Source organism: Kitasatospora purpeofusca (assembly GCF_042691725.1).
Taxonomy (GTDB): Bacteria; Actinomycetota; Actinomycetes; order Streptomycetales; family Streptomycetaceae; genus Kitasatospora; species Kitasatospora purpeofusca_B.
In genome coordinates this window covers 4,919,564-4,938,497 of the sequence record NZ_CP170483.1, presented here as the reverse complement: position 1 = coordinate 4,938,497, position 18,934 = coordinate 4,919,564, and the positions used below count along the sequence as shown (strand labels likewise).

Genomic DNA, 18,934 nt, shown 5'->3' with positions numbered 1-18,934 from the left:
CGCTACTGCGGGACGATCACGTCCTGCGTCCCCGGCACCGTGCCGGCCAGCAGCACCGCGTCCACCGGGACGTTGCGCTTCACGATGGCCAGCGCGATCGGTCCCAGCTCGTGGTGGCGCGCCGAGGAGGTGACGAAGCCGAGCGCCCGCCCCTGCGGGTCCGAGGCGAGCCGCACCTGCGTGCCGTGCGGGGGCAGCACCTCCTCGGTGCCGTCCAGGTGCAGGAAGACCAGCCGGCGCGGAGGACGCCCCAGGTTGTGCACCCGGGCCACCGTCTCCTGTCCCCGGTAGCAGCCCTTCTGCAGGTGGACGGCGCTGGTCAGCCAGTCCACCTCGTGCGGGATGGTCCGGTGGTCGGTCTCGAAGCCGAGCCGCGGCCGGTGGCCCTCGATCCGCAGCGCCTCGTACGCCCAGACGCCGGCCGCCGGACCGTAGTCCGCCGTCCGCTCCGCCAGCTCGGCGCGCGGCAGGAAGAGGTCGCGCCCGTAGGGCAGTTCGCGGACGGCCGCCGCGCCCTCGGCGGAGGCGGTGGAGCCGGCCGGCAGGTGGACCACCGCGTAGTCGGCGGTCGCGTCGGCCACCTCGACCCGGTAGAAGAACTTCATGCTCTCCAGGTAGCCGACCAGCGCCTGCTGGGTGCCCGGCTCGACGTGCGCCCAGGTGGTGGTGCCGTCGTCGACCAGGTAGAGGGCGTGCTCGACGTGCCCGTTCGGGGAGAGCACCAGCGCCTCGGTGGCCTGCTGCGGCGCCAGCGCGCTGACGTGCTGGGTGACCAGCAGGTGCAACCAGCTCAGCCGGTCCTCGCCGGTGACGGTGAGCACGCCGCGGTGGGAGAGGTCCACGAAGCCGGTGCCCCGGGCGAGGCTCCGTTGCTCGCGGAAGAGGTCGCCGTAGTGGGCGGCCACGCCCTCGTCGGTTCCCTCGGCGGGGACGGCTCCGGGCAGGGCAAGCAGCGGGCTCTTCAGACCGGTCATACCGGCAAGCTTACGACCGCTCGGCGGCGCGCTCGGCGGTGCAGTCGGCGCAGCGGCCGAAGATGGCGAAATGCTTGAGGTCGGTGTCGAAGCCGTGCCGGGCGCGGAGGCTGTCGATCAGCGGCTGGGCGATCTCGGTGCCGGTCTCGGTGACCTTCTCGCAGTCCCGGCAGACCAGGTGCAGATGGTGGTGGCGGCCCGCCAGGTGGTAGGTCGGGGCGCCGTGGCCGAGGTGGGCGTGCGAGACCAGGCCCAGCTCCTCCAGCAGCTCCAGGGTCCGGTAGACGGTGGAGATGTTGACGCCGCTGGCGGTCTGCCGGACGTGGCAGAGGATGTCGTCCGGGGTGGCGTGGTCGAGCGCGTCGACGGCCTCCAGCACGAGCTGCCGCTGGGGGGTGAGCCGGTACCCGCGCTCACGCAGGTCGGCCTTCCAGTCGCCGGAGAGTTGCCAGTCGGTGGTGCCGGTGTCCGCCACGGTCCTGTTCCCTGCCAAACGTCGGGGGTCCTGGACCAAGTGTAGGGACCGGCCGGGGGCCGGTCCCTACCCATGTGCGCGCCGCGGCGGGCGGCCGTGCCTGCGTGTCGCCTACTTGAAGAAGGCGATGCCGTCGTCCGGCAGGTCGTTGATGTCCTTGACCAGCTGGGCCGGCGAGAGCACCTTCCTCAGCTGCGCCGACATGTACGGGCGCAGCGGGACGTTCGGGGCGGCCTTCTCGCCCACCCAGAGCAGTTCCTCGTTGACGAAGCCGTAGAGCCGCTTGCCGCCCGAGTACTCCGGGGAGCCCTCGATCCGGGCCACCGCGTCGGTGGAGACGTCGATCTGCGGCTTGCCGTCGGCCAGCTCGCCGTACCAGATCTCCACCGTGCCGTCGTCGCGGACCGACGAGATCTCGACCCCGCGGGCACCGCTGGTGCCGTGCTGGTTGCTGGTGATGCGCCAGAAGGCGTGCTCGTTCTCCAGCGGGCGGACCTTCTCGCCCTCGTTGTTCAGCACCCAGGTGCGGGAGCGGAACTCCAGGAAGGGCCGTCCGTCGTGGCGGATGACGATCTCCTGGCCGAAGTTGCACTTCTCGGTACCGGGGCCCCCTTCACCCGGCAGAGGGGCGTAGACGCCCGCGCCCTCCCAGGTGCCGAGGAGGAAGGCGAGCGGGACGACGTCCTTGTGGAGGTCAGAGGGGATCTCGATCATGTTCCTGGTCGCTGTCGTCGGTGCGGGAGTACTTCAACCGTACGGCAGTGCTCAGCGCTGGCCCTGGTAGAGCTTCATCACGGAGAAGATGGCGAACCAGGTGATCAGCACGGCCATGAGGGCCAGCAGACCGTCGAAGAAGATTTCCAGACCGGACACGGGTGGCTCCCATTGCGGCGACAGTGTGGTGGATTTTGCTGCCGCTCACTCTATCCGGCGGGTGGGGACGGGTCTCGGTGAGCCCCACCACGTCGGCGATCTAGGGTGTCGGCATGTCTTCGAAGAAGCTCGTCATCAAGGTCACCGCCGGGGCGGACGCCCCCGAGCGGTGCTCGCAGGCGTTCACGGTGGCCGCGGTGGCCGTCGCCAGCGGCATCGAGGTGTCGCTCTGGCTGACCGGGGAGTCGTCCTGGTTCGCCCTGCCCGGGCGGGCGGCGGAGTTCGAGCTGCCGCACGCGGCGCCGCTGCCGGACCTCATCGACGGGATCCTGACCGGCGGCGGCGTCATCACCGTGTGCACCCAGTGCGCGGCCCGGCGCGGGATCGAGGAGAAGGACCTCATCGAGGGCGCCCGGATCGCGGGCGCGCAGGTCTTCGTCAGCGAGATCATGGCCGACGGCGTGCAGGCGCTCGTCTACTGACGGGGTTCGTCGTCGGGGCGGTCCCGGTCGTGGCCGGGGTCGTCCCACTTCGGATCCTCCCAGCGCGGGTCGTCCCACCAGTCGTCCTCGGGATCGCGCCGGTTGGCGAACACCGCCGCCGCCGGCGGGATGACCATCGCGACCACGCACAGCCCCACGGCCGCCGGGACGGAGACGAACCGGACCGCTCCCCAGGCCAGCACGAAGAGGCCCAGGCAGACGCCCATCATGGCGTAGTAGTAGCGGCGCCGCCGTCGGGACTGCACCCTTCCACGGTATGCCCGAGGGCCCCCGCGTGGCAGGGGCCCTCGGTACTGCTGTCGCTCGCCGCCGGTCAGACGGCGATGGCGACCTCGGTCAGGTTGCCCTGGGAGGCGACCACCTGGCGGTCCACGGTCTGGCCCGGGATGAGCGCGCGCAGGGTCCACTTGCCCGGGCGGGCGAAGAACCGGAACTGGCCGGTCGCCGAGGTGGGGACCTCGGCCGTGAACTCGTTGTTCTCGTCGAGCAGTCGGACGTAGCCGTTGACCGGCTCGCCGTCGCGGGTCACCGAACCCTGGATGATCGTCTCGTTCGCCACGTCAACTCCTGCCAGGTCCGGGCCGCCGGCCTTCGCACCGCACATTGTCTTGTTTCCCTTCTGCCTTACGGGTGGAGCCGGCTGGTCAGTTGCCGAGCTCGATCGGCACGCCGACGAGGCTGCCGTACTCGGTCCAGGAACCGTCGTAGTTCTTCACGTTCTCCTGGCCGAGCAGCTCGTGCAGCACGAACCAGGTGAGCGCGGAGCGCTCGCCGATGCGGCAGTAGGCGATGGTGTCCGTCGCCAGGTCGAGGCCCTCGGCCTCGTACAGGGCCTTGAGCTCGTCGTCGCTCTTGAAGGTGCCGTCGTCGTTGGCGTTCTTGGCCCACGGGACGTTGAGCGCGGTCGGCACGTGGCCGGGGCGCTGCGACTGCTCCTGCGGGAGGTGGGCCGGGGCGAGCAGCTTGCCGGAGAACTCGTCGGGCGAGCGGACGTCGACCAGGTTGAGGGTGCCGATGGCGGCGATCACGTCGTCGCGGAAGGCGCGGATCGAGGAGTCGACGGCCTGCGCCGTGTACTCGGTCGCGGCGCGCTGCGGCACCTCGACGACCAGGTCGCGGGAGTCCAGCTCCCACTTCTTGCGGCCGCCGTCGAGCAGGCGGACGTCGCCGTGGCCGTACAGCTTGAAGTACCAGTAGGCGTAGGAGGCGAACCAGTTGTTGTTGCCGCCGTAGAGCACGACGGTGTCGTCGTTGGCGATGCCCTTGGCGCTGAGCAGCGCCTCGAAACCGGCCTGGTCGATGAAGTCGCGGCGGACCGGGTCCTGGAGGTCCGTCTTCCAGTCGATCCGGACCGCGTTGCGGATGTGGTTCTTCTCGTAGGCGGAGGTGTCCTCGTCGACCTCGACGATGACGACCTTCGGGTCGTCCAGGCGGGCCTGGACCCAGTCGGCGTCGACCAGGACGTCGCTGCGGCTCATGGTGATGTTCTCCATCCGGGGGCGGTTGGCGGAAGGTGTTCGCTGCTTCGGGTGCTGCTGCTCAGCGGTGGTGCGGGTGCCCGTCGGCCGCCGGTCCGAATTCATGTCCGAATATTGGGACGGAGGGCGGTGTGCGGCCCGACCGGGCGATATGTGGCGGAGTACGGCGGCTACGCCCGGCCCGAAGGACCGACGGCGATCACCGGAGGAGATCGGCGATGGGGGCAACTGCCCTGCCTAAGCGCCGAGTTAACGCATTCGACACAGACAGGCGGCCACGCGGCACAGGTCTACCGCCCGCCGCTTGGTGAGGTCCGTCTGTCGCTTCATGCGGACGATGCTAGGGACACCCGGTGCCCGCTGTCATCAGCGTATCGAATAGCGAGACCCGATGGCTCGCATCGTGGGATTTGACCATTTCATGGGCGTCGGGAACCGGCCGGGGCCTGGGCGGCGGGCGCGCGGGGGACGGTCGGGAGGCGGGAACGGCACCGCTCCACGGCCGACGCTGGACAGCGCGTCTCGCGGAGCGGAACGGTGGGAGGGCCTGCGGAAGGGCCGGCCGGGTGTGCCGGGATCAGCCGATGAGCTTGACGTCCTTGCCGTCGAAGGCCAGCTGGAGGCCGTCCTCCCGGGGCGTGACCGAGGACAGATTCAGCCCGGCGGGCAGCGTGGAGAGGGTGAAACTGATCGGGGCCAGGGCCTGGTCGGACACCCCGGCCAGCAGCGAGGCCATCGTGCTCAGCGTGAAGCCGTCCACCGTCACCGTGTCGCCCTGGCTGTGCACGGCCGCGTCGCCGACCGGGAACGGCCCCATCGAGGCCTTGACCTTGCCCGGACCGCCGTAGGAGAGGCTCAGCCGGGTGCCGGCGCCGAGCGAGAGCCGGCCCGCGTTCGGCACCAGCTCCGAGGCCGGCGGCAGCAGCCTGGCGAGGTCCGGGTAGGTGATCAGCGCGGTGCCGCTCCCGTGGTCCACGACGGCGCTGCTCATGTTGCCGCTCACCTCGACGCCGGAGAGCTCGGCCCGGAACGCGTGCAGGGCCACCTTGTCCTTGCCCTCGCCGACGGTCAGCCCGTCCGAGGAGATCCGCACGTCGTCCAGCTTCTTCGAGACGACCTGGGTGAGGAACGGGAAGCCCTCGATCGAGACGTCCGGCTTCTGGCTCATCCGGCCGCTCCGCAGGATCTGGTCGGCCGCCTCGTCCTCGGCGACGCCGACGGCGATCCGGTCGGCGCCCACCAGCACCCCGGCGAGCACCACCACGCCGATCGTCGCCTTCAACCAGCCGCGCATCGCTCTCCCCCGTCGTCGCCGGTCGCTGTCGTCCGCCTTGGCCGGTCCCGGCCGGCCGTCGCCCCGGCGTACCGGGCCGTTCCGGTGCGGCCGCTTCCGCACGACCGTACGACGTCCCGCCCCGGAGCATGGTTCCGGGGCGGGACGAGGGGCGGTCAGCCGAGCAGCGCGGTGGCGATCCAGACCAGCGGCGCGGACACCGCGAGCGGCAGGGCCACGCCCGCCGTCATGTGCACGAACCGGGACGGGAAGTCGTACCCGGCCACCCGGCGACCGATCAGCGCACCGAGACCGGCCGCCACGCCCAGGAACGGCGGCGCGCCGACCGCGAGGCCCAGGCCGACCGCCGCGAGCAGGCCCAGCAGCGGGCCGAGCCAGCGCGGCCCGGGCAGCGGCGCGGCCGCCAGCAGGGTCGCCAGCGCGACCGCGCCGACCGCCGCCGGCACCCAGTCGGCCAGCAGCAGCGCGGTGCAGAGCACCGTCACCACGGTGGCCGAGCCGAGCACGGTGAGCGCGTAGAACCGCTCCTTCGGATCGGCCGGCCGGAACGTCTGCAGCACCAGGACCAGCAGGAAGAACCCGCCGAGGGTGCCCACCACGGCGGCCGGACCGCCGTCCGCGTCGGCCAGCAGCACCGAGACGTCGGCCACCACGCCGGACAGCGCGGCCAGCGCGATGCCCTGGCGGGCCGGCCACATGCCGTTCAGCCGGAACCAGCCGGCCGCCGTCAGGCCCTGGAGCAGGACGAGCACCAGCGCGAGGGGCACCTGGCCGAGCGCCGCGCCGCCGGCCAGCAGGGCGGCGGCGCCGGCGGTGATCAGGGCCGGCTGGAGGCCCGGGTCGTTGATCGGCGAACCGGTCCGGACGGGCGCGGCCGGGGACGGCGGGCCGGCCGGGGCCGCGGCCGGGAACGGCTGCGCGCCCAGCGACGGGGCCGGGCCGGGGAACGGCGCGGCCGGGCGGGCGGGCGCGGCGTGGGCGTTCCGGTCGGCCCGCTCGGCCCGCGCGGCGCGGGCCGCGCGGGCCGCGGCCGGGTCGGTCAGCACGGGGGCCGGGGGCTCCGGGCGCTTCAGCGTCATGGTCGGCTGGTCCAGGCCCTGCCCATGGGCCGGGGCCGGGGCCGGGGCGAAGGACTGGGCGGGAGGCTGGACGGGGGCGTACGCCTCGGCGGGCGCGGAGGGCTCCGTCCGGCGGTGCGAACGGCCGCGCCGCGGCTCGGTGTAGGGGCGGGCCGGCCCCTGCGCCGACGGCTGGGCCGGCGGCTGCCCCGGTGCGACCGGCGGCATCGGGCCCGACGCCGGGACGGGCGGCAGCAGCGTGGTGGCCGCCGGGTCGTCCATCGGCGGAACGGGCGGCAGCAGCGTGGTCGCGGCGTCGTCCGCGCCCGGCCCGGCCCCGTACGGCGACTGCCCGTAGGACTGCTGCCCGTAAGGCTGCTGGTCGTAGGGCTGCTGGCTGTAGGGCTGCTGGCCGTAGGGCGCGTGGCCCGTGCCGGGGGCGTGCGACTGCTCCGCGTGCCCCTGCTGCGCATAGGGATCCGGCGCGTACGCCTGCGGCGGGGCGTACGGATAAGGCGCCTGCCCGGGCGGGTAGCCCTGCGGCGCCTGCTGCTGAGACTGCTGCGGCTGCCCATACGGGTACTGCGGCTGGTACGGCGGCTGCGGCTGCTGGGGCTGCTGCCCCTCGGGGGTTTCGTTCATCCCGGTCATGCCGCTCACCCGCCCGCGAACGGGGGAAGGACCTCGACCGTCCCGCCCTCGGTGAGGGCCACGGTCGCGTGGTCACGGCCGCCCACCGGCGAGCCGTCCACCAGGTAGGAGCAGTGGCCGAGCAGCCGAAGCAGCCTCGGCCGGTCCGCGTGCCGCTCCACGGCCTGCGCCAGCGCCTCGGCCAGGGTCGCCGCCAGGTACGGCTCCTCACCCAGCCCGGCCTCCGACTTCGCCGCCGCCCAGTAGCGGATCGTCCCGCTCACCCGAACGGCGGCCGCCGGGTCGTGCCCGGTGGTCGCGCCCATGGCAACCCCTTCTCGTCGTCCTCGCCCGGGCCCGGGTGTCCCGGCCGGGTCCACCATCGCAGGCGCCCGCGCCTCGCCCGAAAGTGGTACGCGCACGGTGCCGCCGATGTGTCCCCCATGATGGCGTGTTCGCCCGCGCGAGCGGCAATCGCCCTGGCCCGGCGCCCGGCGGCGCCGTCGCGAGGCTGTGGCGGGGCTCACCCGGGGCGCGCCCGAAAAGGCCGAACCGCCGGATTCGGGCCCTCCCGGTGCGGGGGCCGGTCGGTTATCCTCGATCCCCGAGGGATCCGGGCAGAGTCGCCCCCGGATCCTTTTGTGCTTTCAGGACGCCAGTACGGACGTCCTTGCGAATCGTCGGCCCACCCCCGGCGTGCCGCAGGGACCGCCCCGCCACACGCGGCACAACGACGTGCCGGGACCGGGCCGGGGCGTCGGACACCCCCGGCTCCGGGCCGCCGCCCGGGACGGGCCAGGACCGGAAGGTTCACGGATGAGCAGGGCAGAAACGGTGCACCAGGGGTTGCGGGACCTCCAGGACGTGCCCCGTTCGGCCGCGCGCGCCGCCGTGTCCCCCGCCTCCCCTCGGACGTCCGTCTCCTCCCCCTCACCAGCACGCGCGCCAGCCGGCTGTGGCGGCAGCCGGAACGCGACCGCGACGACCCGGAAAGGGGACTACCGGGTATGAGTTCTCTGCTCCTCCTCACCAACGCGCTGCAGCCCTCCGCGGAGGTCCTGCCCGCCCTCGGCCTGCTGCTGCACCACGTCCGGGTGGCCCCCGCCGAGGGTGCCGCCCTGGTCGACACACCCAGCGCCGACGTCATCCTGGTGGACGGCAGGCGCGACCTGCCGCAGATCCGCAGCCTCTGCCAGCTGCTGCGCTCCACCGGCATCGGCTGCCCGCTGATCCTGGTGGTGACCGAGGGCGGCCTGGCCGCCGTCACCGCCGACTGGGGCATCGACGACGTCCTGCTCGACACCGCCGGCCCCGCCGAGGTCGAGGCCCGGCTGCGGCTCGCCCTCGGCCGCCTCCAGGTCACCACCGACGACAGTCCGATGGAGATCCGCAGCGGCGACCTCTCGGTCGACGAGGCCACCTACTCGGCCAAGCTCAAGGGCCGGGTGCTCGACCTCACCTTCAAGGAGTTCGAGCTGCTGAAGTACCTCGCCCAGCACCCCGGCCGGGTCTTCACCCGGGCGCAGCTGCTGCAGGAGGTCTGGGGCTACGACTACTTCGGCGGCACCCGGACGGTCGACGTGCACGTCCGCCGGCTGCGCGCCAAGCTCGGCGTCGAGCACGAGGGCCTGATCGGCACCGTGCGCAACGTCGGCTACCGCTTCGTCATCCCCGACAAGGGGGACAAGGGGGAGCGCGCCGAGCGGGCCGAACCGCCCGCCCGCCGGCGCTCCCCGGCCGTCCTGGACACCTGACCGGGGGACCGGGCGGGGCCGCCGTCGCGCCGCCCCGTCCGGTCTGCCCGGATTCGCCCCGGGGCGCGCCCCGGGCGTCCGCGCGCCGCGCCCGCGCGGCGCGGGTCCCCCACTGCCCGGCCGCACGCCACACGCGTAGACTCCCCCCCGTGGCCAAAGTGACGCGCGACGATGTAGCCCGACTGGCTGGTACCTCGACCGCGGTCGTCAGCTACGTGATCAACAACGGGCCGCGCCCGGTCGCGCCCGCCACCCGGGAGAAGGTGCTCGCCGCGATCGAGCAGCTCGGCTACCGGCCGAACAGCGTCGCGCAGGCGATGGCCTCCCGCCGCACCAATCTGATCGGCATGGTCGTCCCGGACGCCCGCCAGCCCTTCTTCGCCGAGATGGCGCACGCCGTGGAACGGGCCGCCTCCGAGCGCGGCAAGCTCGTGCTGATCGGCAACTCCGACTACGTCGACGACCGCGAGGTCCACTACGTCCGCGCCTTCCTCGGCATGCGGGTCTCCGGCCTGATCCTGGTCAGCCAGGGCCCCTCGCAGCGGGCCGCCGAGGAGTTCGCCGCCATGGAGGGCGCGAAGGTGGTGCTGCTGCACCGCCGGCCCGAGGCGATCGACGACGTCGCGGTGGTCACCGACGACGTGGCCGGCGCCGAGGCGATCGTCCGCCACCTGCTCGAGGTGCACGGGCACCCGTACGTGGCCTGCTTCGGCGGCCCGGTCGAGTCCCCCGCGCCCGGCGACCCGGTCATCGACCACGTCGAGGGCTGGCAGCGCGCCATGGACGCGCACGGCCTGCCCACCGAGCCGCACCTCGTCGACGCGCCCTTCCACCGCTACGGCGCCTACGACGTCGCGCTCGACCTGCTGCGCTCCGCGAACCGCCCGCCGGCGATCTTCTGCTCCACCGACGACCAGGCCATCGGCGTGCTGCGGGCCGCCCGCGAGCTGGGCCTGCGGGTGCCGGAGGACCTCGCGGTGGCCGGCTTCGACGACGTGCCGGAGGCCGCGCTCGCCGACCCGCCGCTGACCACCGTCGCCTCCGACCGCGACGCGATGGCCCGGGCGGCGGTGGACCTGGTGCTGGACGACTCGCTGATGGTGCCCGGCTCGGACACCGAACGGGTCCGCATCTTCCCGTCGCGCCTGGTCGTGCGGCGTTCCTGCGGCTGCTCGCCGGACGGCGCCGGATCGTAGCCTGACCAGGCTTTATGAGAAGTCAACGGGCTTCTCGGAGCCTTCTGAGCGGGTTCTCACCCGATTCTCATCCACCGGGCGGACGTTGGTCGCCATGAGCGATCACCAGCAGTGGCAGCGCCGCACCGACGGCGAGCAGTACGACGGCCCGTACGGGTACCCGCAGCCCCGGGTCATCCCGGGCAGCGTCCTCGACAGCACCACGCAAGACCGCACCGCGCACGACCACGCCGGGTACGAGGGCACCGGGTACGAGGGCACCGTGTACGACGCCGCCGGCCACGGAAGCCCCGCCCACCCCGCCGCCGGCACCCCGCCCCCTCCCCCGGCCCCGCCGTTCCCGCCCGAGGCGGGCACGCCGGGCGCCTCCGGCGGCCCCGGCCACCGCGCCCGGCGCGGCCTGCTGCGCGGCCGGCTCGCCCTGGTCACCGCCGTCGCCGCGATCGCCGCCGTCCTCGGCGGGGTCACCGGCGGCGTGGTCGCCGCCCAGGGCCACGGCTCCGCCCCCCGCACCGGCACCATCGCCAGCCCGGTCACCGCCCGCTCCGACGGCAGCGCCGACGTCGCCGCCGTCGCGGCCGCCGTGACGCCCAGCGTCGTCCAGATCACCGTGAAGACCGCGAACGGCACCGCCACCGGCACCGGCGTGGTGATCGACAAGGACGGGCGGATCCTCACCAACTACCACGTGGTCTCCGGCGCGGCCGGCGGCGGCCAGATCACCGTCACCTTCCACGACGGCTCCACCGCCCGGGCCACCCTGACCGGCACCGACAAGGGCCTGGACGCCGCGGTGATCACCGCGACCGGCGCCAAGGACCTCACCCCCGCCGTCCTCGGCGACTCCTCGGCCGTCGCGGTCGGCGACCCGGTCGTCGCCATCGGCAACCCCGAGGGCCTCACCGGCACCGTCACCTCCGGCATCATCAGCGCCGAGCACCGCGAGGTCACCGTCCAGCTCGACGAGGGCACCACCAGCGGCAACGGCGGCTTCGGCTTCCCCAACCTGCCCGGACTGCGCGGCACCACCCCGCAGAGCGGCGGCGAGACCGCCACCTACCAGGCCTTCCAGACCGACGCCGCGCTCAACCCCGGCAACTCCGGCGGCCCGCTGATCAACGCCAACGGGCAGGTCATCGGCATCAACTCGGCCATGTACTCGCCCAGCGGGTCCAGCGCCACCGCCGGCGGCAGCGGCGCCGGCAGCGTCGGCCTCGGCTTCGCCATCCCGATCGACGACATCAAGCAGGTGCTGCCGAAGCTGCAGTCCGGCCAGAACATCTGACCACGTCCGACAATTGACCCGAACAGGCCCTCCCGCCACCAGAAAGGGCAACCGCCGATGACCCCGTCCGCCGACGACCGCACCCCTGCCGAGCCCGGGCAGCAGACCACCGCCCGGCTCCTCGTGGTCGACGACGAACCCGCGCTCCGGGACGCCCTGGAGAGCAGCCTCGCCTTCGAGGGCTACGAGGTCGCCACCGCCACCGACGGCTACGAGGCCCTGGAGTCCGTCGAACACGACCGGCCGGACCTCGTCCTGCTCGACATCATGATGCCCCGGATGGACGGCCTGACCACCGTCCGCCGGATGCGCTCGCGCGGCGACACCGTCCCGGTGCTGATGCTCACCGCCCGGGACGCCGTCGGCGACCGGGTCACCGGCCTCGACGTCGGCGCCGACGACTACCTCGCCAAGCCCTTCGAACTCGACGAGCTGCTCGCCAGGGTGCGCGCCCTGCTGCGGCGCAACGCGCTCGCCACCGAGGCCGCCGCCCGGGCGGCCGCCGTCGAGGAGGAGACCGACGTCCTCGCCTTCGCGGACCTGCGGATGAACACCGCCACCCGCGAGGTCACCCGGGCCGGCCGGCCGGTCGAACTGACCCGCACCGAGTTCATGCTGCTGGAGATGTTCCTCGCCCACCCCCGCCAGGTGCTCACCCGCGAGCAGATCCTCAAGGCGGTCTGGGGCTTCGACTTCGAGCCCTCGTCCAACTCCCTGGACGTGTACGTGATGTACCTGCGCCGCAAGACCGAGCAGGGCGGCCTGCCCCGGCTCATCCAGACCGTCCGCGGAGTCGGCTACGCGCTCCGCTCCGCCGCCGGTTCCGCCGCGTGAGCCCCACCGTCCCACCGCCCCCGCTCACCCCGCCCGGCATCCCGCGCCGCGGCCGCCTCACCACCTGGTACCGCGCCCGCTCGCTGCGCAGCCGGCTCACCTTCCTCACGGCGGCCGCGGTCGCGGTGGCGATCGCGCTCTCGGCGCTGGCCTGCTGGTTCATCGTGGAAGAGCGGATGTACGGCGTGGTCCGCAGCGACCTGCAGAACGTGCGGGGCGGCGGCCCGGCGCCGCGGCTGAGCCTCAAGGACTGCGCCACCACACCGCAGGCGGCGCTGAAGAACGTCCAGGGCTTCACCCAGAGCTCACCGGGCGGAGTCTCCGCCTCCCGCGACACCCAGTTCGTCGTCCTCACCCAGCCGTCCCTCGTCTGTCTGCCTCCGGCCGCCGCCAAGGCCATGGTCATCGACCCCGGAGACGTCCGGGCACTGAACCTCGATCCGAACCAGTTCCTCATCCGGGACGGGCAGTACACCAACGGCGAACCCGCCATGATCCGGATCTCCGGAGCCCAGTTGGAGACCGGCCAGCCCGCGCTGATCATGGTCGCCACCTCGACCAAGGGCGTCGAGGAGTCCCTGCGCCAGCTCGCCTTCCTCCTCGGCGGCGTCGCCCTCGGCGGCGTCATCCTCGCCGCCGTCGCCGGGCGGCTGGTCGCCCGTTCCGCGCTCAAGCCCGTCGACCAGCTGACCGACGCCGTCGAGCACATCGCCCGCACCGAGGAGGTCGGCACCACCATCCCCGTGCAGGGCGAGGACGAGATCGCCCGGCTCTCCACCTCGTTCAACTCCATGAGCACCGCGCTCGCCAACTCCCGCGAGCGGCAGACCCGCCTGATCGCCGACGCCGGGCACGAGCTGCGCACCCCGCTCACCTCCCTGCGCACCAACGTCGACCTGCTGATCCGCAGCGACGACACCGGCCGCCCGCTCCCGCCGGCCACCCGTACCAAGCTCCTCGGCAACATGAAGGCCCAGATGCAGGAGCTCACCGTGCTGATCGGCGACCTGCTCCAGCTCTCCCGCCCGGACTCCCCCAAACCGGTCCGCACGCTCACCGTGGTGGCCCTGCACGAGATCGCCGACCGGGCCGTGGAGCGCGCCAAGCTGCGCGGACCGGGGCTGGTCTTCGAGACCGCCACCGCGCCCTGGTACGTGCACGCCGACGCCGCCGCCCTGGAGCGCGCGGTGATCAACCTGCTGGACAACGCGGTGAAGTACAGCCCGCCCGGCGGCACCATCGAGGTCCGGCTCGACGGGGGCGTGCTGACCGTCCGCGACCACGGCCCGGGCATCCCGCCGGACGAGCTCCCGTACGTCTTCGACCGCTTCTGGCGCTCCCCCTCCTCGCGCCAGCTCCCGGGCTCCGGCCTGGGGCTGTCGATCGTCGCGCAGAGCGTCCGGGAGGCCGGCGGCGAGGTCGCGCTCGGCCCGGCCCAGGACGGCGGCCCCGGCACCCTCGCCACCGTCCGCCTGCCCGGCGGCTCCACCCCCGCCTAGGAACGGAGAAGGGGCGGGGCGCCCCGACAGCGCCCCGCCCCCGGCCGGCTCACGGCCGGCGACCCCCGGCTCAGCCGGTGGTGCTGCCCGCGGCGATGACCTTGATCCGGTCCTGCGCCGGGGCCTTCAGCGGCGCGGCGGCCGAGCTGTTGGCGCCGAGGTAGGCGGCGAAGACGTCCAGGTCGGAGGCGCCGACGAGCTTGTCGGTGCCGGCCGCGAAGGCCGGGAAGCCGTCGCCGCCGCCGGCCAGGAACTCATTGGCCGCGACCCGGTACTTGGCGGCCGGGTCGACCGGCGCGCCGTTGAGGCGGACCGAGTCGACGACGATCCGGTCCGCGCCCTTGTTGCGCATGTCCAGCGTGTAGCTGAGCCCCTTGGACGGCTGGAGGATCTTCGGCGAGGCCTCGTTGGAGCCGCTGACCTGCTGCTGGAGCAGCTGGATCAGCTGGGCGCCGGTCAGCGTCTTGACCTGCATCATGTTGGTGAACGGCTGGACGGTGAACGCCTCGCCGTAGGTCACCACACCGTCGCCCTCGGCGCCGCTCGCCTTGTGGACGAGGTCGCCGCGGATGCCGCCGGGGTTCATGAAGGCGACCTGCGCGCCGCCCTTGTCGGCGGGCGCGAGGCCGGCCTGCTGGGCGTCGGCGATGACGTCGCCGAGCGGCTTCTCCGGGTCGCTGTTGCCGCGGCCGTTGATGTCCGAGGCGATGTAGCCGATCGGACGGTTGGCGATCGGCGCGGCCAGCTTCGCGTAGTGGTCGATCAGCTGGGTCATGTCCGGGGCCTTCTCGACCGTCCGGCGCACGATGTGGTTCTCGGCCTTGACCGACGGGCGCACGATGGTGCCGCTGGTCTTGTCGAGCTTCAGGTCGATCTCGGTGTACAGCCGGCCGAAGGAGGCGGCGCTGGTCACCGAGCGCGGCACGCCCTGCGGGTCCGGGATGGTGCAGGCGTACGCGTTGTGGGTGTGGCCGGTGACGATGGCGCCGACCGCCGGGTCGATCTGCTTGGCGATGTCGACGATCGGGCCGGAGATGCCCTGGCCGGCCGCGCCGCAGTCGTAGTTGTAGGTGCTGCTGGCCGGCAGGCCGCCCTCGTGGATCAGCGCGACGATCGAGTTGACGCCCTTGGCCTTCAGCTCGGCGGCGTACTTGTTGATCGTGCTGACCTCGCCCGCGAACTTGAGGCCCTTGACGCCCTCGGCGGTGACGATGTTCGGCGTGCCCTCCAGGGTGACGCCGATGAAGCCGATCTTCACGCCCTGGGACTTGGTCACCCAGTACGGGGCCAGCAGCGGCTTGCCGGTCTTCTCGTTGGTGACGTTGGCCGACAGGTAGTTGAAGTTGGCGCCCTTGAACTTGCGCCCCTCCTCGTAGCAGCCATCGGTCGGGTGGCAGCCGCCGTTCTGGAGGCGGAGCAGCTCGGCCGAGCCCTCGTCGAACTCGTGGTTGCCGACCGAGGTGACGTCCAGGCCGAGCTTGTCCAGCGCCTCGATGGTGGGCTCGTCGTGGAAGAGCGCCGAGGTCAGCGGGGAGGCGCCGACCAGGTCGCCGGCGGCGACGGTGATCGAGTCGTCGGCGGGGATGCGGGCCTGGCGCAGCGCGGTGGCCAGGTACTCGACGCCGCCGGCCGGGGTGCTGACCGGCTGGCCGGTGGCCGGGTCGATCTCCCGGATGGTGCCGGACGAGCCGGCCGGGGGCTCCAGGTTGCCGTGCAGGTCGTTGATGGCCAGCAACTGGAGGTTGACGGTCTTGGGCTTGTTCGCGGTCGCGGCCTGGGCCGCGGACGGCATGGCCACCGTGCCGACGAGGCCGGCCGCGGCGACGACGGCCAGCGCCGACCGTCGGGTTCTGACGGAGAGCATGTAGGGGGTCCCCTGCACCTGTGAGAGCGCCCAGCTGTGGACAGGCCCGGGCGCGCGAGACGAGTGTCGTTGCGCGAGTGCAGCCTAGGGTCAACGCGCGTAGCTGTCAGGCCCCCGGACGTAACGACAGGGTTACCTCCTGACGAATCGTCGCCGGACTTTCTCCGCCGGAGCTCCCCTGCGGCACGGCCGGCGGCCCGCCGGGGCGTCCGCCCGGGACACCGCCCCGCCGCCCGGCCCGAACCGCCCTCAGACGCCCGGCTCGGCCGCCAAGTGCCGCTCGGCCCGCACCCGTTCGGCCACCGCGTCCTCGGTCATCGCGCGGTCGGTGTAGACCAGCGGACGCTCCGCCTCGGTGATGATGTGCTTCACCACCTGGACGTTGCCGTTGACGTCCCAGACCGCGATGCCCGGCGAAAGGGTGGGGATGATCTCCACGGCCCAGCGCGGCAGGCCGAGCACCCGCCCGGTGGCCCGCGCCTCCTCGGCCTTCTGCATGTAGATGGTCCGGGTGGAGGCCATCTTGAGGATCGCCGACGCCTCCTTCGCCGCCGCCCCGTCCACCACGTCCGACAGGTGGTGCACCACCGCGACGAAGGACAGGCCCAGCCGGCGGCCGAACTTCAGCAGCCGCTGGAACAGCTGCGCCACGAACGGGCTGTTGATGATGTGCCAGGCCTCCTCGACCAGGAAGATCCGCTTCTTGCGGTCCGGCCTGATCCAGGTGTGCTCCAGCCAGACCCCGACGATCGCCATCAGGATCGGCATCGCGATCGAGTTGCGGTCGATGTGCGACAGGTCGAAGACGATCAGCGGCGCGTCCAGGTCGATGCCGTCGGTGGTCGAGCCGTCGAACATGCCCCGCAGGTCACCGTCGACCAGCCGGTCCAGCACCAGCGCGACGTCCAGGCCCCAGGACTGCACCTCCTCCACCGCCACGCCCAGCGACTCCACCGAGGACAGCTCGGGGCTGCGCAGGGTGTCGATGATGTCGTCCAGCACCGGCTGGCGGTCCAGGACCGTCGCCACCACGTGCGCGTGCGCGGCCTTCAGCGCGAAGCCGGCCCGCTCCTCCAGCCCGCGCCCCATCGCCACCTCGACGATGGTGCGCAGCAGCGACAGCTGCCCGGTCTGGGTGATCGCCGGGTCCAACGGGTTGAGCTTCACCCCGCCGTCCCGGGCCGCCATCGGGTCCAGCCGGATCGACTTTATGCCCAGCGCGTTGGCGATCAGGTTCCACTCGCCGACCCCGTCCTCGCCCTGCGCGTCCAGCACCACCACCTGCCGGTCCCGGAACCGCAGCTGGCGCAGCACGTAGGTCTTCTCCAGCGCCGACTTGCCGTTGCCGGACTCCCCCAGCACCAGCCAGTGCGGGGCCGGCAGCTGCTGGCCGTACAGCTGGAACGGGTCGTACACATAGCCCTTCCCGCTGTACACCTCCCGCCCGATGATCACCCCGGAGTCGCCCAGCCCCGGCGCGGCGGTCGGCAGGTACACCGCCTGCGCCTGGCCGGTGGACGTGCGCACCGGCAGCCGGGTGGTCTCCACCTTGCCGAACATCAGGCTGGTGAACGCGTCGGTGAGGTTGCCGATCGCCATACGGGGGCCTCCAGATCAGTCGCTCGGCCGGTGCCCGCTCAGCGGCGGATACCGGTGGCGAACGGCAGGGTGTTGACGAACGCGCGGTGGTGCTCGCGGTCGCACCACTCCAGCTTCAGGTAGCTCTTGCCCGCCGAGGCCCGGATGGTCCGCTTGTCCCGGGCCAGCGCGTCGGGGTTGCGCGAGGAGACCGTGATGTAGCCGACCAGGTTGACGCCGGCCGCGCCGGACGCCAGGTCGTCACCGCGCTGGTCCACCCGGCCGCTGTGGGCCAGGTCGCGCGGGTCGACCGTGCGGTTCATCTTGGCGGCGCGGCTGGCCTCCGCATCGTCGTTGGTCTTCTCGGTGAGCATCCGCTCGATGGCGACGTCGGTGGGCTCCAGGTCCATCGTCACCGCCACCGTCCGGATCACGTCCGGGGTGTGCACCAGCAGCGGCGCCAGGAAGTTCACGCCGACCGGGGTCAGCGGCCACTCCTTGACCCACGCGGTGGCGTGGCACCACGGCTCCCGGGTCGCCGACTCGCGGGTCTTCGCCTCCAGGTACTGCGGATTGGTGGCGTCCAGCTCGGCCGGCCAGGCGTTGCGCTTCGACATCGCCTGGATGTGGTCGATCGGGTGGTCCGGGTCGTACATCGAGTGCAGCAGCGAGGAGAGCCGGGCCTGGCCCAGCGGCTGCCGCACCCGGATGTCCGCCTCCGCCAGCCGCGCGCAGATGTCGGTCAGCTCGCGGGCCATCACCGCGGCCAGCCCCTCGTCGTCCCGGGCCCGCCGGTCGGTCGCGGTGCGGCCCATCGCGTGCGCCTCGGCCGCGAGGTCCCGGGTGTAGTGCATGCACGCCACCAGGTACGCCCGGTGCTGCTCCGACGAGGTCGACACCATCGACTGCAGCTGGTCGTACGAGTCCATCAGCCAGCGCGGCGCGGCCGGATCCCCACGCCGCTCCACGTCCTTGGCGTGCGCGTCCGGGTCGGCCGGCAGGGTGCGGGCCAGGATCTGCAGCCGGGTCACGAAACCGTCCCCGTTCGCGACGTGCTTCAGCAGCGTCCCGAACCGGTCGACCAGCGCCTCCTGGTCCTCCGAGTCGCGCAGCCCGACACCCGGGCCCTCGATCTCGATCGCCGCCGTCACCGTGCGCCGCTCCAGATGCATCAGCACCCCGACCTCGTCCGGCCCGAACGGCGCCGACAGCCAGCGCAGCCGCCCCACCCCGGGCGGCGGCCCGATCTCCACCTCGCGGCCGTCCAGCCGCGTCCCGGCGTCCATCGCGTCCGACTTCCACACCGCCCGGCCGCTGCGGACCGTCCGGCGGTAGGTGCGGTTGATCTCCACCCACTTGTAGAACGTCCGGCGCCGGTACGGCACGTACACCGCCGCGATCGCCAGCACGGGCAGACCGACCAGGCCGGCGATGCGCAACGGCAGGATCGGCATCATCAGGCCCCAGACCATCCCGAGGAAGGCCCCGAAGATGATCAGCACGATCTCGCCGGACTCCCGGTTGCGGCCGATCGGCGCGTTCGGGCGGGCCTTGCCGATCAGGTAGGTACGGCGCTGGTGCACGTACGGCTGGGCGTACGGGGCGCCGTACTGGCCCAGTGGTTCGCTGCTCACTTACC

At 72.8% G+C, this 18,934-nt stretch carries 19 protein-coding genes; 6 read left to right on the top strand and 13 right to left on the bottom strand.

What is annotated here, in order from left to right:
- Window positions 1-2 precede the first annotated feature (2 nt).
- The 3 genes from ACFCLZ_RS20995 to ACFCLZ_RS20985 form a co-directional block, all read right to left on the bottom strand.
- A complete protein-coding gene (locus ACFCLZ_RS20995; RefSeq protein WP_380286228.1) occupies window positions 3-965 on the bottom strand; it encodes a YgfZ/GcvT domain-containing protein in 963 nt (320 codons plus the stop codon).
- 19 nt (window positions 966-984) lie between these two features.
- Complete coding sequence (locus ACFCLZ_RS20990) at window positions 985-1,449, bottom strand: Fur family transcriptional regulator (RefSeq protein WP_380278173.1); 465 nt, start codon at window positions 1,447-1,449, stop codon at window positions 985-987.
- 111 nt (window positions 1,450-1,560) lie between these two features.
- Window positions 1,561-2,163 (bottom strand): FABP family protein, encoded by a 603-nt coding sequence (locus ACFCLZ_RS20985; protein ID WP_380278172.1) that lies wholly within the window; start codon window positions 2,161-2,163, stop codon window positions 1,561-1,563.
- Between the two features lie 272 nt (window positions 2,164-2,435).
- Here ACFCLZ_RS20985 and ACFCLZ_RS20980 point away from each other — a divergent pair, with 272 nt between their 5' ends.
- Entirely contained in the window at window positions 2,436-2,804 is a 369-nt protein-coding gene (locus tag ACFCLZ_RS20980; RefSeq protein WP_380278170.1) for a DsrE family protein, read from the top strand.
- Here ACFCLZ_RS20980 and ACFCLZ_RS20975 read toward each other — a convergent pair.
- The 7 genes from ACFCLZ_RS20975 to ACFCLZ_RS20945 form a co-directional block, all read right to left on the bottom strand.
- Entirely contained in the window at window positions 2,798-3,070 is a 273-nt protein-coding gene (locus ACFCLZ_RS20975) for a DUF3099 domain-containing protein (RefSeq protein ID WP_380278168.1), read from the bottom strand. The two genes, ACFCLZ_RS20980 and ACFCLZ_RS20975, sit on opposite strands and share 7 nt — an antisense overlap.
- A gap of 68 nt (window positions 3,071-3,138) precedes the next feature.
- The gene (locus tag ACFCLZ_RS20970; RefSeq protein ID WP_344343425.1) at window positions 3,139-3,429 is read right to left on the bottom strand and encodes a DUF1416 domain-containing protein; all 291 of its coding nucleotides are present in this window, start codon (window positions 3,427-3,429) and stop codon (window positions 3,139-3,141) included.
- Window positions 3,430-3,469: 40 nt separating this feature from the next.
- On the bottom strand, window positions 3,470-4,303 hold the full coding sequence (locus ACFCLZ_RS20965; protein ID WP_380286227.1) for a sulfurtransferase: 834 nt from the start codon (window positions 4,301-4,303) through the stop codon (window positions 3,470-3,472).
- Between the two features lie 249 nt (window positions 4,304-4,552).
- Window positions 4,553-4,633, bottom strand: a complete 81-nt coding sequence (locus tag ACFCLZ_RS20960; RefSeq protein ID WP_350517234.1) for an Ms5788A family Cys-rich leader peptide — start codon at window positions 4,631-4,633, stop codon at window positions 4,553-4,555.
- Window positions 4,634-4,880: 247 nt separating this feature from the next.
- Complete coding sequence (locus ACFCLZ_RS20955) at window positions 4,881-5,597, bottom strand: DUF2993 domain-containing protein (protein ID WP_380278166.1); 717 nt, start codon at window positions 5,595-5,597, stop codon at window positions 4,881-4,883.
- A 155-nt stretch (window positions 5,598-5,752) separates the two neighbouring features.
- On the bottom strand, window positions 5,753-7,306 hold the full coding sequence (locus ACFCLZ_RS20950; protein ID WP_380278164.1) for a hypothetical protein: 1,554 nt from the start codon (window positions 7,304-7,306) through the stop codon (window positions 5,753-5,755).
- 5 nt (window positions 7,307-7,311) lie between these two features.
- Window positions 7,312-7,611: a MoaD/ThiS family protein gene (locus tag ACFCLZ_RS20945; RefSeq protein ID WP_380278163.1), complete on the bottom strand. Its 300-nt coding sequence runs from the start codon at window positions 7,609-7,611 to the stop codon at window positions 7,312-7,314.
- Window positions 7,612-8,292: 681 nt separating this feature from the next.
- Between ACFCLZ_RS20945 and ACFCLZ_RS20940 the strand changes: the two genes are divergently transcribed.
- From ACFCLZ_RS20940 to ACFCLZ_RS20920, 5 genes are all read left to right on the top strand, one after another.
- Window positions 8,293-9,039 (top strand): response regulator transcription factor, encoded by a 747-nt coding sequence (locus ACFCLZ_RS20940; protein WP_380278161.1) that lies wholly within the window; start codon window positions 8,293-8,295, stop codon window positions 9,037-9,039.
- Between the two features lie 149 nt (window positions 9,040-9,188).
- Window positions 9,189-10,235, top strand: coding sequence for a LacI family DNA-binding transcriptional regulator (locus tag ACFCLZ_RS20935; RefSeq protein ID WP_380278160.1), 1,047 nt, complete (start codon window positions 9,189-9,191; stop codon window positions 10,233-10,235).
- A 94-nt stretch (window positions 10,236-10,329) separates the two neighbouring features.
- Complete coding sequence (locus tag ACFCLZ_RS20930; RefSeq protein ID WP_380278158.1) at window positions 10,330-11,520, top strand: S1C family serine protease; 1,191 nt, start codon at window positions 10,330-10,332, stop codon at window positions 11,518-11,520.
- Between the two features lie 57 nt (window positions 11,521-11,577).
- Window positions 11,578-12,354: a response regulator transcription factor gene (locus tag ACFCLZ_RS20925; protein WP_380278156.1), complete on the top strand. Its 777-nt coding sequence runs from the start codon at window positions 11,578-11,580 to the stop codon at window positions 12,352-12,354.
- Complete coding sequence (locus tag ACFCLZ_RS20920; RefSeq protein WP_380278154.1) at window positions 12,351-13,853, top strand: sensor histidine kinase; 1,503 nt, start codon at window positions 12,351-12,353, stop codon at window positions 13,851-13,853. Before ACFCLZ_RS20925 ends, ACFCLZ_RS20920 begins: the two co-directional genes overlap by 4 nt.
- Before the next feature lie 70 nt (window positions 13,854-13,923).
- Here the strand turns inward: ACFCLZ_RS20920 and ACFCLZ_RS20915 are convergent, their stop codons facing one another.
- The 3 genes from ACFCLZ_RS20915 to ACFCLZ_RS20905 all read right to left on the bottom strand — a co-directional run bounded on the left by ACFCLZ_RS20915 (window position 13,924) and on the right by ACFCLZ_RS20905 (window position 18,929).
- On the bottom strand, window positions 13,924-15,717 hold the full coding sequence (locus ACFCLZ_RS20915; RefSeq protein WP_380278153.1) for a bifunctional metallophosphatase/5'-nucleotidase: 1,794 nt from the start codon (window positions 15,715-15,717) through the stop codon (window positions 13,924-13,926).
- Window positions 15,718-15,966: 249 nt separating this feature from the next.
- Complete coding sequence (locus ACFCLZ_RS20910; protein ID WP_380278151.1) at window positions 15,967-17,316, bottom strand: ATP-binding protein; 1,350 nt, start codon at window positions 17,314-17,316, stop codon at window positions 15,967-15,969.
- Between the two features lie 38 nt (window positions 17,317-17,354).
- Window positions 17,355-18,929, bottom strand: coding sequence for an SCO6880 family protein (locus ACFCLZ_RS20905; RefSeq protein WP_380278149.1), 1,575 nt, complete (start codon window positions 18,927-18,929; stop codon window positions 17,355-17,357).
- Between the last annotated feature and the right edge of the window lie 5 nt (window positions 18,930-18,934).